Annotated in this window: 13 protein-coding genes; 9 read left to right on the forward strand and 4 right to left on the reverse strand. The window is 39.4% G+C overall.

Annotated elements, in window-relative coordinates:
• The first annotated feature begins 45 nt into the window (after positions 1-45).
• Together ACYVFA_RS14800 and ACYVFA_RS14805 are read left to right on the forward strand one after the other, a co-directional pair.
• Positions 46-264 carry a hypothetical protein gene (locus ACYVFA_RS14800; RefSeq protein WP_460472615.1) on the forward strand — a complete coding sequence of 73 codons (219 nt, stop codon included), beginning with the start codon at positions 46-48 and terminating at the stop codon, positions 262-264.
• A gap of 187 nt (positions 265-451) precedes the next feature.
• Positions 452-1,492, forward strand: a complete 1,041-nt coding sequence (locus ACYVFA_RS14805) for a methionine synthase (protein WP_460472616.1) — start codon at positions 452-454, stop codon at positions 1,490-1,492.
• Between the two features lie 172 nt (positions 1,493-1,664).
• Here ACYVFA_RS14805 and ACYVFA_RS14810 read toward each other — a convergent pair whose 3' ends face one another.
• The 3 genes from ACYVFA_RS14810 to ACYVFA_RS14820 form a co-directional block, all read right to left on the reverse strand.
• Complete coding sequence (locus ACYVFA_RS14810) at positions 1,665-2,606, reverse strand: glycoside hydrolase family 43 protein (protein WP_460472617.1); 942 nt, start codon at positions 2,604-2,606, stop codon at positions 1,665-1,667.
• 67 nt (positions 2,607-2,673) lie between these two features.
• On the reverse strand, positions 2,674-4,110 hold the full coding sequence (locus tag ACYVFA_RS14815; protein ID WP_460472618.1) for an arginine deiminase family protein: 1,437 nt from the start codon (positions 4,108-4,110) through the stop codon (positions 2,674-2,676).
• Between the two features lie 197 nt (positions 4,111-4,307).
• Positions 4,308-4,472, reverse strand: a complete 165-nt coding sequence (locus ACYVFA_RS14820) for a hypothetical protein (RefSeq protein ID WP_460472619.1) — start codon at positions 4,470-4,472, stop codon at positions 4,308-4,310.
• A 159-nt stretch (positions 4,473-4,631) separates the two neighbouring features.
• Between ACYVFA_RS14820 and ACYVFA_RS14825 the strand changes: the two genes are divergently transcribed.
• Positions 4,632-7,799, forward strand: a complete 3,168-nt coding sequence (locus ACYVFA_RS14825) for a cyclic nucleotide-binding domain-containing protein (protein ID WP_460472620.1) — start codon at positions 4,632-4,634, stop codon at positions 7,797-7,799.
• An 81-nt stretch (positions 7,800-7,880) separates the two neighbouring features.
• Here the strand turns inward: ACYVFA_RS14825 and ACYVFA_RS14830 are convergent, their stop codons facing one another.
• Positions 7,881-8,465, reverse strand: a complete 585-nt coding sequence (locus ACYVFA_RS14830) for an HD domain-containing protein (RefSeq protein ID WP_460472621.1) — start codon at positions 8,463-8,465, stop codon at positions 7,881-7,883.
• Positions 8,466-8,740: 275 nt separating this feature from the next.
• Between ACYVFA_RS14830 and ACYVFA_RS14835 the strand changes: the two genes are divergently transcribed.
• The 6 genes from ACYVFA_RS14835 (at position 8,741) to ACYVFA_RS14860 (ending at position 15,358) form a co-directional block, all read left to right on the forward strand.
• Positions 8,741-10,111: an ATP-binding protein gene (locus tag ACYVFA_RS14835; RefSeq protein ID WP_460472622.1), complete on the forward strand. Its 1,371-nt coding sequence runs from the start codon at positions 8,741-8,743 to the stop codon at positions 10,109-10,111.
• 193 nt (positions 10,112-10,304) lie between these two features.
• Entirely contained in the window at positions 10,305-12,458 is a 2,154-nt protein-coding gene (locus ACYVFA_RS14840) for an ATP-binding protein (RefSeq protein WP_460472623.1), read from the forward strand.
• Between the two features lie 28 nt (positions 12,459-12,486).
• The gene (locus ACYVFA_RS14845; protein ID WP_460472624.1) at positions 12,487-12,861 is read left to right on the forward strand and encodes a DNA-binding transcriptional response regulator; all 375 of its coding nucleotides are present in this window, start codon (positions 12,487-12,489) and stop codon (positions 12,859-12,861) included.
• Positions 12,858-13,904 (forward strand): adenylate/guanylate cyclase domain-containing protein, encoded by a 1,047-nt coding sequence (locus ACYVFA_RS14850; RefSeq protein ID WP_460472625.1) that lies wholly within the window; start codon positions 12,858-12,860, stop codon positions 13,902-13,904. The genes ACYVFA_RS14845 and ACYVFA_RS14850 overlap by 4 nt, the downstream gene beginning before the upstream one ends.
• A 297-nt stretch (positions 13,905-14,201) precedes the next feature.
• Positions 14,202-14,966 carry an ABC transporter ATP-binding protein gene (gene sufC / locus ACYVFA_RS14855; RefSeq protein ID WP_460472626.1) on the forward strand — a complete coding sequence of 255 codons (765 nt, stop codon included), beginning with the start codon at positions 14,202-14,204 and terminating at the stop codon, positions 14,964-14,966.
• A gap of 11 nt (positions 14,967-14,977) precedes the next feature.
• Positions 14,978-15,358, forward strand: coding sequence for a RidA family protein (locus tag ACYVFA_RS14860; protein WP_460472627.1), 381 nt, complete (start codon positions 14,978-14,980; stop codon positions 15,356-15,358).

Consider the following 15,358-nt stretch of genomic DNA (forward strand, 5'->3'; position numbering starts at 1 on the left):
TGCATTTAGCAAAGGTCTTTATTCATTTTTACTATTCAAATTTTAATGCGTTTAACCTGTACTTTAATCGAAAAGATTGAGGATGCCAGAAAAATGATTAAGGGCGTATTAGAAAACCTGACTGATGAGGTTTTGGCACAAAACCATACAGAAGAATTTCATGGAGGCAATGATACCAACGAGTTTTTCATCATACACCTCTATGGCCATTTCAATTACCATTTAGGACAGATTAATTATCATAGGAGACTTATAAATAATTGAGTGGTTGTGTGAATTAGTGATTGAGTGAATTAGCGAATTAGTGAGTGGTGAATTAGCTAATAAGGTATACTAGATATTTTATAAATTAATTACCACAAAAGACATTAAGTTTAAAACCTAAAATTCGCTAAATCGCTCAATCACTCAATCACTAATTCACACAATCACTCATTCACTCAATAAAAATATGCAACCAAAACCTATTAGAACAACCGTTGTAGGCAGTTATCCTTTTCCGGGATGGCTTGAATTTTCTTCTATGAACCTTGATAAATTTGGTGCGGCAGATATAGAAGAAATGATTGAAGACGCAGTGATTGCCGCCATTCACGACCAGTCTACTGCCGGGCTGGACGTAATCACTGATGGAGAACAAACCCGTCTGGATTTTAATTTATCCTTTTACGGCTTCATCAAAGGTCTTGAACCGAATCATTCAGAAACCCGTAAATTTGGCCCTCCGGCGCATGATCAACGTGGTAAACACTCTATTATAGAGCCTTTAACTGCACAAAAAGGACTAGGCGCTGTAAAAGAATACCAACGACTGGCCAGATTAGCACCTCAAGGCCATACCCTGAAAGCATCAGTTCCCGGGCCTTATACCTTATCCGGGCGTATGTTGCCTGATGGGAAAATTTACAAAGACCGTTTTGAAGTAACCGAAGGGCTATTGCCTTTTGTAAAAAAAGAACTGGAAGATTTAGTAGCCGCAGGTTGCACTGAAATCACGGTTGATGAGCCCTCAATGTCGTGCTATGCCTATAAAGAAGATACCAAGCGATTTGTAGATATTTTTAATCGTACCATTGCCGGAGTAGTGGGCAAGGCACGTGTTTCTACACACTTATGTTTTGGTAATTTCAAAGGCCGCCCGGTTGGGTATCGTAAACTGCACCCTATGTTGCCTGATTTTCTGGATATGAATGTAGACGAAATTCATATCGAAATGGCCAATCGTGAGTTTGATGAAGTAGAATTATTAGCCGAATTTGCTCAGAAGATGGACGTAGCCGTGGGCATCATTGATGTGAAAAATTATTATTGCGAAACCATAAAAGACGTAATGGAACGCATAGAACTCTGTCTTAAATACGTTCCGGCAGAAAAACTGGCTGTTGCTCCTGATTGCGGCTTAAGTCAGACAGCCCGCTGGGCATCCCGCCAGAAATTAAAAGCTATGTGCGATGGGGCTAAGGCGATGCGGGAGAAGCTTGGATTAATTTAGTGATTGAGTGAATGTGTGATTTAGCGGCCGCCGCTGCGGTGATTATTAATTAAAGGATTTATAGTGCAAATGCTTAATCCTCAATATTTTAATCACTAAATCACTAAATCACTAAATCACTAAATCACTAAATCACTAAATCACTAAATCACCGCAGCGGCCGCTAAATCACTCATTCACTCAATAATTTCCCCGCTACTTTCTTAGATACTTCAATCACACTTCCATGCCTCATGCCTTTGGGGAAGCTCATCTGTGTTGAGACTTCCTGCCAATCGTTCAGGTCTTTTGAACGATAAGCGCCATAATAATGAGGCTTGGTATAGTGGTCGAAATAGACATAATAATATTCGCCGATTTTAATGGCTGATGGCCCCTCTATCCAACTGATGGTAAAAGGAGCAGATAAATCTTTAAATGGCCCGGCAGGTGTATCACCAACGGCTAGTCGTAAATTCTTTTTGACAGGTTTTAGCCTTTCGTCTTTCATAAAGAGATAAAACCTGCCTTTATCTTCCAACAGAGTAGCATCTATGCAATTAAAGCCCGGATCATAAAAAAGCCTGGTCTCGCTGAAAGTCTGGAAATCTTTCGTACGGACATAATAAAAACGATGACTGTATTTACTCTCACTCAGATTAGTAGTATCTTCTGCAAATTTCCCATTGATGGTCGATGACCAGATGATTAACCAGTCTTTTTGCTTTTTGTCGTAGAATAGCTCCGGTGCCCATACATTTCTAACGGCAGTATCCTTTTCCATTACCGGAATCGCCTTTTGAGGTGTCCAGTTAATCAAATCCTTTGAGCTTGAATACCCTACAAGCTTCCCGTTTTTACTATTCCATGAGACCGTCCAGACCATGTGGAAAGTCCCATCTGGCCCTTGTTTAATGGCCGGATCACGCATCAGGTTATCCGGATGATTAATCTGTGGTTTCAGGAATGACTGGTCGTTTTTCAGAGGCTTCCAGTTAAAACCATCTTCACTCAAGGCCAGATGCAAGCCATCTTGTCCATTGTCTCTGAATGAAGTAAATACGTAATAAGATTTTTTTTGTGCAAAAAGCTGTGTTGTACAAAAGAATAACAGGAGTAGGATTTTGGTTTTCATACGGTGTGTTAGGTGATAAAATAGGAAGAGACGTATTGCACACGTCTCTTCCATAAATAGAAATAAATCAAATCGCATTATCTCTCAGAATAGGCAAACTCATACAATGTGAACCTCCTCTGGCGCGTGATAATTCGGCCGAAGGAAGCATAATAATCGTATCAGTCAAGGTTTCAGGTGATAGCTCGTTGCTCTCAAATTTTTCCAGCAATTCAATGGCATTGATGGTTTTAAAACCCGCATTCCTGAAAGCCTGTGCTGTGTGGTCGTTCCGGTCATAACCAATAGCCACGCCCGCTTTCAGTGCCAATAAATTACATGAATCCGTCCATTGTTCTCTAGCACCATACGGGAATTGATTATTACCCGAGTAAATGAATTTGATTTCATCATAACAATTCAAATCATCTTTGGTAATCGAACTTAACAGGTCTTCCAGATTGGCAAAATCCCGGATTTTTACTCCATCAGATTTATCAATAAACTGTTTAATAATCAACGTTTCATAGCCCGGCTTTTGTCCCAGTTGCTCCCAGGTTTGTTGCCTTTCAGCTTCTTCCTGCACACGCCCCAAAGACCCTAATAATACCCATACATTACACTTGATTTGCGTGAAAATGGTATCAATATGCATATAATCCCGTTTTTGTGGAATCTTGATAATGGTAACTTTCTTCACTACTTTTTTGGCAAAAAGCAAATCAATTGCCTGTCGGGCAGCTTCCACAGAAGTACGTTCGCTGACACCAATTAATAAGTGGTTAGGTGCAATCATCATCACATCACCACCTTCAAGGGTATTCAGGCGGCCTTCCTGTTCATCTTCGGCTAATAGAAAATGATTCTCATCTTCTGTTATCTCAATAATTTTGCTCCTTAAATCAGCAAAGATTTCGTGGTTGAAGAATATATACTTAGCCAATAAGGACTCCCGGGTACGGGCATACTTGGCAGGTTTGTTCAGTAGTAGATGATCATTGACCACAATCCCAATATCACGTGTGAAAATCAGATTCGGAATCGGTGGGAAAAGCATTTTGTTATTAGGCATTGTACCTGTAATCAATACTTTAGATAAATCGATTACCGATAAATTAGCCAGTTCTTTCTGAAACTGAAACGAACATTCTTCTACTGCACAAACTGCAGCCGTAAGCTCAGTCCGAACCTCTTTAACTTGCAGAATATCTGCCAATAGTCTTTCAAACTCAATTACTTTATCAGAATTGAAATACTTTTCTTTTTCTGGTTTATAGAAATCGCGACTTGTGTCAGCATCAATATCTTTCAGTTTGCCCTTCACTTTTTCTTTATCCAGAAAATATAGTAAAATCTTTACGTAATAGTCGTACTCGCCACGGCGCATGGTTTGCAGATGGACAATATCCTCAAACAACCAATCCTGTGCTTTAGACGGAACAACTTTGCCCAGACCACTGTCAGGGCTATGAATAATGAGGCGACGAAGCGTGCCTACTTCAGAAGAAACAAATATATTTTGCATGAGAGTTTACTAATGAGTGAATGGGTGATTAAGTGATTGCATTGTCTTGAACTGTGATTTAGCTGATTTAATGATTACACTGATTGAAAATTATTTGTTATAATCATCATTAAAAAATCATTTAAATCAGTCTAATCAGCTAAAACGGCCCGACGTCGCGGCAAAGTTCAAGACAAGAAAGTTAATTTCAATCTCAATTAGTAAAACCCGAATTGTGCCATGAAAAAGAGTAGCTGGAAGAAGGCTACTAAAATAGGCTGTGGCTTGTAGAAATAGCAATTGATTAAGGCAATCTCTCCGGCATTATCCACGTGATAATGTAGTTTTTGAGGGAGTGCGATATTTTCGTTGAAAAATGCCATTTTACTTTGCAATAATACAAGATATTGAAAAAAAATCAAAACGACTTGATTTTTCCTGCTTCTTTCTTTCTGGCAAATGCGGAAACTTAACAAATCTTTTAAAAAACATTCCTAAATTGCGTTGTCCATTCCTAAATGCAAATGGTTGAAACTAAAAGTATGAGTGGGATACCCCAAACCGAAGAACGCCCGAGAGAATCAAGACTGCTTATATTATTTTTCCTACACAATTTCTTTATTAGTATAGGAACCGTTTTAGTATACGTTTCAGCGAACCTGATTTTACTCGAGCATCACCCCGAAATATCTCTGCCCATCGCCTACATTGTTTCTACCCTTGCCATGATGGGCGTAGGTAAAATTTATGAATACTACGAACATCATCTGGTCTTGAAGAAACTCAGTGTACGGGTTCTACTGGCCGTATTAGTGCTATCTATTATTATAGGAACCATCCTGTTTTTCAATCATTCCACTGCAGTAGCCATTGGTATCATGGTAGGATTCAGGGTAATTTATCTTTTGGTAAATCTCGAATTCTGGGGTGTATCGGCACTGGTTTTTGATGTGCGTCAAAGTAAGCGATTATTTAGTGTCATTGGCTCAGGCGATGTGCCTGCCAAGGCAATCGGAGCTATTTTAGCAGCGGTTATTCACTCGACTTCCGTACTGGCTATATTAGTATTAGTAGCATTCTTTACTTTCTTGTTGGCCTTTTTTACCCAGAAACGTACTTTTGAACTCACTGACATCCCAAGCCACCATCAGAATAAAATCCGCCGCCATACCGAATCCAGAATTGTAGAAACCCTATTTGGCGGTAGCCATCTGGTGTTTGAGATGTGTATTGGTCTGGTAGCCATTGCTGCCTCTGCCACTTGGGTAGAGTATAATTTCTTTGTGAATGTGAAGTATAAATTCCATAGTCAACATGATGTAATACAATTTGTTGGGTACTTGCTTGCTATTACCTATGCAATCTCTACCATCGTAAAACTTTTGTTTTCAAGTAGGGTAATTGATAAATTCGGGTTGAAAAATGCCCTTTTGCTTTTACCGATTGGTACCTTGCTGATGTCAGTATTGCTGGTAGGAATGTCATCTTATAAGCATGATGATAGCTCACTCTTGTTTGATTTCAGTGCGGCTTATCTCTGCTTTGAGGTGTTGAGAAGAACAGCCTTCGACCCTGTCTTTCTGGTAATGTTTCAGCCATTATCAACCCAGCAAAGATTAAAAGGACATACCCTGGCCAAAGGTTTTTATGAGCCACTGGGTATGGGAGTAGCGGGTATATTATTATTAATTTCTTACTTTGTTCATTCTTCCGAAATCTGGATTGCTTTTGCTTTTACTGTTCTTTTATCATTATTAGCGCTATTCTTCCTCAATAAAGCCTATAAACGCTATATTATAGAATTAAAGAATGCCTTGAGTAAACGGTTCCTGAAAAGTAACGAATTGGTTGTGCAAGGCGATGCCCTGAGCATTATTCTGAAAAACCTGACAAGTGATAAGCCTGAAGAAGTAATCAGCGCTATTGACTGGATGGTGAAGTTTGAGCCTAAAGTAATCCAGAATCAGGTTTCGATATTATTAAAGAATAAATCGGATAAAGTGCGCCTGCATATTCTGGCGGTTGTCCGGAATCTGCATTTAACTTTAGAACCACAGTTTTTGCAGATTTTTAATGAAAATGAAACCAATCCGTTAGCCAGACGCATTTCGGCAGAAATAGCTTGTGCCGCAGCTACCACACCCGAACAACGCTCGGTATATCTGAACTCCAGAAATATCTACACAGTAGAAGGCGCAATTATAGCCTGCTGGAAATTGCAAAGACCGGAAGCCAAAACCAGATTGGACGAACTCTGCGAAAGCACAGACACCAAACATATTGTAGTAGCGTTGGAAATCATAGAAGCTTTGCGCCTGAAAGAATATGAAACTTTCGTGAGAATATGTCTGGAAAAAGGAGTAGGAGAGGTGAAAGAAAAAGCCATAGATGTAGCAGGTGCCATTGATTCATCTGCCCTCATCAAAAGTCTGGTGCATTTATTAGAAGATCGTATCTGGGGTAAAAAAGCCATCAATAGCCTCATAAAATCAGGTGGCAGAGGTTTTGAAGAAGTAGAGGCTCTGACAAAAGGCGGTGATATTGGCTTACTCCAAAAAGTAGTATTATTCAGCGAAAAATACCAGAGTCTTGCCAGTGAAAGATTGCTGATAAGACTGGCACAAAATGAATCGTTGAATGTAAGGCAACTAGCCTTAAAGGTATTAGCCAAGCGCTCGACTACCGAAGACTACGAGGCCATGTTTGAAAAACTGCTGGAAGAAGAACTAGCTCATGCATATCAGCTATTATATGGTTTTGGCATATTAGAAGATACTTTGCTGCACCACGAACTCGGGCAATCATCTAACCGTATTTTCTATCTGCTGATGCTGCTGTATGATAAAGATATGGTTCAGGATGCCATGATGGGCGTAGAACATTCATCAAAAGAAAAGCGGGCAAATGCTTTGGAAATTCTGGATAATATTATTCCAAGGGCTATTTATAAATGCCTCCATGCGATACTCGACGACTCGGATGTAGATAAGAAAAAAGTCGCCTTTGAAGCCTATTTCAATAAGGATATAACGGTTCAGCCCATTGTTCAATATGTATTAGAGAAAGGAAGCCTGGCTTTTGGCGATTGGACAATCGTAGCAGCCCTGCGTAAATGGGAATTTAAGAACAGCAGAAATCAGCTTTTTGAAAAGTATATCGGTTCTCAGAAGAAACTTTTCTTTGAAGCCACGAAAGAAATTATACATAAACACCCGAATTTAACAGAAAAATATAAAGATATTTTAGCTATGCACCACGGACACGATGAAAACGAAATATCTGAACTGGAGCGAGTAATTGTATTGAAAAATACACCACTATTCTCTGAAACTCCTGAAAACGTACTTACCTCTATTGTGCCTATCATGAACGAAGTAACGTATCATGAAGGGCAGGAGATTTTTCAGAAAGGAGCCATAGGTAATTGTATGTACGTGATTTACTCTGGAGAAATCGGGATTGTGGATCACGAAGTGATTTTTGCCACGATGGGCAAAGGAGATATTTTCGGTGAACTGGCCTTACTGGATTCAGAACCACGTTCGGCAACTGCGCTGGCAAAAAGTGATGTATTGCTATTCAGAATAGACCAGGACGATTTCTACGATCTGATGGAGGAACGCGACGAATTGCTCCGCAGTGTATTAAGAATTTTATGCCAACGTATCCGGGCACAGAATGATAAATTGAAGAGGCTGTCGGGGCATTAATATTGAGTGATTTAGTGAATGAGCGCCCGACGCCCGGCGATTGAGTGATTATTGAATAAGTTATTCTCTCAAATCACTAAATCATTCATTGATTATCTTTTTTAACTCCTCAATCCGTTTCAATTTAGCAGGGTTGCGCCATTGTCTGGAGGTTTCTGTCCAATAGCTGTGGTTTTCAAGAAAGCCTATCTGTAGTTTGTTCCAGCTTTCTATGTCTGTTACCATTTCTCTTTCAAACAATTCATCATAGAGCGAACGGGAAATAGGCCAGAAGTCTTCACGACCCAGATAGTCAAGGTCAGCATCAGCCATGATTCGCTCCAGATGATTAGTAGGATTCTGGGGTATTCTGGTAGCCATTATCAGCCCGCATATTTTCTCAATCTGAGTTTCGTTGTATTCAAAATTAGGCAAAGAAACCCTGGCAAGCCTACAACTTTCTTCTTCATGCCCTTGGTAGGTACTAATAAAGCCTAGATCGTGGTATAGCGCGGCAGTTTGCAGAATATTAAGCGTTTCTTTATCGTGTATGCCCTCGGCTATAGCTATTTGTAAAACAGCATTGCTCACATCAATAGTATGATGTAACCCATGATAAAACAGCGTATCAGATAAACTATCTTCCAGCTTGTCGAAAACATACGCTTCTGCCTTTTCAATATCCATTAGTAAATCATTTTTGCTTATAGGAAAACCACCGGTAAGTATCTACGGTTTCAGATTGCAAATATTATCACAAATTTTATTCAAATAATCCTAACACGTCTCTTTTTTATCAGGAAAATACTCATCAATGCGTTCCTGACCCGATAAAATTGTATTTTGCAGGATTCTTCGCTATTTTTGGTTGAGAATGCCAGACACAACCGGACAATCTGATAGAATCTTTAAGCATAGCCAGATAATTTTAACCATTTACCCCGACTTACTTCGAAAACACTATGAAAGTTGACTACAGTGATATGGTAGAAAAGGGCATATTTACATTTTTTGTAATACGCTTTCTACGCATGTATTATGATACGCCCAAAAGATTCCCTGAATATGATAGGATATTAAAAAATACCTGGTTATTCGTAGTACCATTATTCCTGTTGGCGAATATACCCGGCTTGAAGTTTATCAATGACTGGTACTATAAGATTTTTATATTAGTCGGGGCATTGCTTATTTATAGAGCCAGATACAACCGGAACACCCGTACCTTATTTACGGCGGTATTACCGGTCGTTATCATGATTTTCATAGATACTTTTTTTGATGTGCTATTCCACTCATTTTATAAAGAATACGACGAACTATTTGGTACAGCCTATGGATTTTCCTTTTTCTGGATGATTGGTTTTGGATTCTACGCCCATAAGCAGAATAAGGTAGAGCAACAGCAGAGACAAAAAGCCGAAGAAGAACGATTAAGAAACGAGGCCAAAAAAATGGAACTGGAATATCAGGTGGCAGAAAGAACAGCAGAATTGACAAAACAGAAAAACGAACTGGAAGAAACCATTGCCGAACTAAAAGCTACCCAGAATCAGTTGGTGCAGGCCGAAAAAATGGCCTCTTTAGGAGAACTCACCGCAGGAATTGCTCATGAAATACAGAATCCACTCAATTTTGTGAATAATTTCTCAGAATTAAGTGTTGAACTCGCAAAAGAATTACAGGAAGAACTGGACAGAGAAGACCAGGATAAAGATCTAATAGTAGAGTTGGTAAGTGATCTGGTACAGAATCAGGAGAAAATCAACCATCATGGCAAGCGGGCGGCCAGCATTGTAAAAGGAATGCTGCAACACTCCCGCACAAGCACCGGGCAGAAGGAGGAAACAGATATGAACGATCTGGCTGATGAATACCTGCGCCTCTCGTATCATGGTCTAAGAGCTAAAGACAAAACTTTCAATGCTGACTTCAAAACGCATCTTGATTCTAAAGTACCAAAAGTTAAAATCGTTCCACAGGATTTCGGAAGGGTATTATTGAATCTCTTTAACAATGGGTTTTATGCTGTACAACAAAAATCAAAATTGAATATTGAAGGCTATAAACCAACGGTAGAGGTAAGTACTGAATTTGTAGAAGCAGATAAGGAAATTGTAATTAAAGTAACCGACAACGGCACAGGCATCCCTGAAAGCGTAAAAAACAAGATTTTCCAACCATTTTTTACCACCAAACCAACCGGACAAGGCACAGGCCTGGGCCTATCATTAGCCTTCGATATCATCACCAAAGGCCACGGTGGTGTTCTTGAAGTAAATTCTAAAGAAGGGGAGGGGACAGAATTTGTGATTACCATACCTGTGAATTAAGGATTGAGTGATTGTGTGAATGAGTGATTGTCTGAACTTTGATTTACCTGATTGAATGACTAAACTGATTAGGTATTACTCTATAAATGTCATCATATAAATCACTTTAATCAGCTAAATCAAAGTTCAGACAAAAACTAACCACTCAATACCCAGTAACATTACCTAATATAAAGAAGACATCAACGATTTCATGAAGCATTTTTACCTGTTTTTTATATTGCTTTTAAGCATACAGGCGCTGGGGCAAAAACAAAAGAAATTTACGCCATTGGATAGTATTCCAGGTTATGGTTATACCTTAAGTAACCATTGGAAATGGCATACAGGTGATAATCAGCTTTGGGCACAACGGGACTTTGATGATAGTAAATGGGGGAAACTCTTAGTAAATGAATCTATTGAAGATTTTCCTGAATTAAGAAATGCTGAAATAGCGTGGTTCAGACGCCCAATTCAGGTTACGGAGGCATTGGTGAATCAGCCACTTTCGATAAGCGTCAAACAAATGGGCGCTTCTGAAATTTACCTGGATGGTAAACTCTTGCATAAATTAGGAGTAGTCAGCAAAGATCCGGATAAAGAACATACAGACGTTAATACCACCGCCTTACCGATTATTTTTTCGGATACCAATAAGCACGTTCTGGCAGTCAGATATTCATTTACCAAAGATAATTTCTATTATCCTGGTACAAACTCCGAAATCTTTCATTTTAGAGTTCATAATGCAAAAGACATAGGAGCATTTTTGGAAGAACAGGCTAACCGTACAGCCGGATTCTACTATTTCTTTACAGGTATTTTCCTGATTTTTGCCATCCTGCATTTTTCTTTTTATTTCTCAAACCGAGCCAGAAAAGTAAGTTTAAGCTTAGGTTTAACGATGCTTTTATTGACACTGGCCTTTTTTCTGAGAAGTCTGGAAAGTTATCAGGAAGAAATTTCGTCTAAAGAGATATATGGTCTCTTATCTGTGATTACTACCTATCTGGGCGTTTTTCTCATAAATGTATCCCTCTATCAATACCTCAATCAGAAATTCGGATTCATCTTCTACATGCTTGCCTTTATGGTAATCGGGAGTATGTTCTGTTATATTTTCAATTGGAGCCTGACCTGGGCTATTGAATCATGGCCTCCGTTTCTGCTATTATTTGTCGATTTCATCAGAGTAAGTGTACTAGCCGACCGCAGAAAAGATTCAAACGCTAAAGTGCCTATTTACTCATTGGTAGTTGTAGCCGCATCGGCTATTCTCGCTATTTTTATATTATTTCTTGAGGGATCAACCGGTAATGGTTCAGGTAGCCTTATTCTTAATTTTGGTATATTTATTCTCATTATCATGTTCTTTAGTATTCCTGTCGGCTTATCCCTTTCGCTGGTGAGAGAATACACCAAAACCCATCAGGCTTTAAGTAATAAGCTGATAGAAATAGAAGAACTATCTGCCAGGAATCTGGCACATGAACAGGAAAAACAGCAAATCTTAGCCGCACAGAATGAGGTATTAGAGAAACAAGTGGCTGAACGCACAGCCGAACTAGCCAAATCATTAGAAGAGTTGAAAGCTACCCAAACCCAGTTGATTCAAAGCGAAAAATTGGCTTCTTTAGGTGAACTGACAGCAGGTATTGCACACGAGATACAGAACCCGTTGAATTTTGTCAATAATTTTTCTGAGCTAAGCAAAGAATTGATTGAAGAATTAAACGATGAAAGAAGTAAAGAAAAAGCTGAGCGGGATGAGGGACTGGAAGAAGAATTGTTAGGAGATATTGCCCAGAACCTTGAAAAAATCAACCATCATGGCAAACGTGCCAGTAGCATTGTAAAAGGGATGCTTGAGCATTCAAGGGCAAGCACAGGCAAAAAAGAGGCAACGGATGTAAATGCTCTAGCCGATGAATACCTGCGATTGGCGTATCACGGCATCAGAGCTAAAGACAAAAGTTTTAATGCCGACTTTAAATCCAATTTAGACCAAAGTCTGCCTAAGATTCCATTGATAACTCAGGATTTTGGCCGGGTGCTATTGAATCTTATCAATAACGCCTTCTATGCCGTGAAAGATATGCAAGGCAAAGGCCAGGTGATTGTCAGTACTAAGAAGCTAGCTAGCGAAGTGGAAATAAAAGTATCTGATAATGGAACGGGTATTCCGGAGCATGTGAAGGCCAAGATTTTCCAGCCTTTCTTTACCACAAAACCAACCGGGCAAGGTACCGGATTAGGGCTTTCACTGGCTTATGATATTGTTACCAAAGGCCATGGCGGAACGCTTCAAGTGGAAACAAAAGAAGGAGAGGGGACAACGTTTATCATCAAATTGCCTTATCTTTGAAATATATTAATCGCTTAACCCAGTTTTTATGAAAATATTAGTAGTTGATGACGAAGAAGATGTAAGAGTTCTATTCCAACAACGTTTTCGTCGGGAAATCAGGGCAGGTGAATTTGATTTTGCTTTTAGTGGGTCTGGCGAAGAGGCTTTAGCCTATTTAGATGGACAAGATTCTCAGGCGGTGTTGATTCTATCAGATATCAATATGCCTGGCATGAGTGGATTAGAACTGTTGAAGCATATCCGTACTACTTCGCCAAGCGCCCCTCCGACAATTATGATGATTACTGCTTATGGCGATGAAGAAAGCCACTCACAAGCACTGAAATTAGGAGCAAATGATTTCCTCACCAAGCCTTTAGATTTTGCAGAACTCAAACAAAAACTTATTAGTTCGATATGAACGCCAAAATAATGGTTGTAGACGATGAGGCTGATTTAGAGACCCTCATCAAACAGAAATTCCGCCGACAGATTCGAGAAAAAACCTATGAATTCAGCTTCGCACAAAATGGTGCCGAAGCCTTAAAAATATTACAGGAGTTTCCGGATATTGATATGATTCTGAGTGACATCAATATGCCAGAAATGGACGGACTGACCCTATTGAGTAAGATTTCCGATAATCACCCGCTCTTAAAAGCTGTGATAGTATCGGCCTATGGCGACATGGATAATATCAGAGTAGCCATGAACCGCGGGGCATTTGATTTCTTAACCAAACCCATTAATTTTGAAGACCTAGAGGTAACGGTTGAGAAAACCATCAAACACGTAACACAACTGCGCCAGACATTGCAGGCTATCAAAGAAAATAATATCCTGAAAATGTATGTGGATGAAACGGTGCTTAAATTCATGAACAGCCATGAGTTTGAGAAATCCCTGACGGCTAATGAAACTATCGAAGCCACTGTTGTTTTTATAGATATTTGTGGTTTTACATCTATTTCAGAAAAAGAAACACCAGATACTGTTGTGAGCCTTATTAACAAATACTTTGATGTGATGGTAAAAGGCATCATTGATCAGGGAGGACACGTAGATAAATTTATGGGCGATGCCGTGATGGCTGTTTTCAAAGGAGAGTACCATATTGACCGCGCCATTGAAGCTTCATTAGCTGTGCGTTCGGCAATTGATAAAATTGAGGAGGTATTACCGAACCATGCGACTTATTTGCCTAAAGTATCTATCGGTATCAACACAGGCGAAATGATTTCGGGTAATATTGGTTCTGCATCCTTAAAACGATTAGACTATACTGTAATCGGCGATGCAGTAAATACAGCCCAACGCTTACAGTCTGCCGCCAAACCAAGCCAGATTATCATCAGCGAATCTACCTACGAAAAAGTAAAAGAATCCTTTAATTGTAAGGAAGTAGGAGAAGTAACATTGAAAAATAAGGCCAAGATAATGAAATTGTATGAGGTGGTGGCGTGATATGGAATAACATGGGGGGCTAGTCTCCGTGAGATGCTGCACAGATTGATAATGCGAGATGTTATTTAGCCATTTGTTTGAAATATTGATTTTTAATACCCAGCAATTTTATTTAAATACGTATATATCAAATTTTATAGGCTAAAAGGAACGAGCTACGACTATTTAGGGTTATTATAATTGAATAAGAATAGCATCTTGGCTATTTTGGTTGTATCTTTGCAGCCTGATTTTTATTATCTATCAGAGTACTCAAACAATCAGTAGTCAAGAATCATTTAAAATATAGCTTAAAAAATGCTCACTATCAGTAATTTACATGCGAGAATTGAGGAGAAGGAAATATTACGTGGAATAAATTTTGAAGTAAAACCGGGCGAGGTTCACGCCATTATGGGACCAAACGGCTCGGGCAAAAGTACACTTGCTTCAGTGCTGGCAGGTAGAGAAGACTATGAAGTAACCAACGGTACTGTTGAGTTTAACAGTAAAGATTTATTAGATATGTCTCCTGAAGAAAGAGCCGCTGAAGGTATCTTTCTTGCATTCCAGTATCCGGTAGAAATCCCGGGTGTAACCACCATTAATTTCCTCAAAACTGCTTTAAACGAAATCCGTAAATACAACGGACAAGAGCCTTTGGATGCTGCGCAATTCCTGAAAAGAATGAAGGAAAAAGCGAAGTTAGTGAAGATTGACGACACTTTGTTGAGACGCTCATTGAACGAAGGTTTCTCGGGTGGAGAAAAGAAACGTAACGAGATTTTCCAGATGGCTATGCTAGAGCCTCAATTATGTATTCTTGACGAAACTGATTCAGGATTAGATATTGACGCCCTTAGAATTGTAGCCGAAGGAGTTAATAAACTAAGAGACGAAAACCGCTCGTTTATCGTAGTAACGCACTACCAACGTTTATTAGATTATATCGTGCCAGACTTTGTACACGTACTATACAAAGGTAGAATCGTGAAATCGGGTACGAAAGAACTAGCGCTTGAGCTAGAAGAAAAAGGTTATGACTGGATTAAAGCAGAAGTTGATTCGCTTGAAGTAGCTTAACCTATCTACCCATGACAATTATTCAAGTTCCTGAAAGTCCGAAACCCGTAGGTCATTATTCACACGCAATTGTGAGCAATGGCATGGTTTATACCTCAGGCATTTTACCCATCAGAATAAAAAACTCCGAAAAATTACCTGTTGAATCTTCCATTGAAGAGCAGTTAACTGTGGTTTTTGATAACCTCACACAGATTCTGGCAGAAGCAGGGAGCAGTATAGATAAAGTGGTAAAAACCACTGCCTATATTGTAGACGGAGACCACTGGGGGATTGTCAATCAAATGTATGCCAGCTTTTTCGGAAATCACCGACCGGCCAGGTCAATCATTCCGGTAAAAGAATTACACTTTGGCTATAAAATAGAATTAGAAGCAGTAGCAGAAATATAA

The organism is Emticicia fontis, from assembly GCF_054779675.1.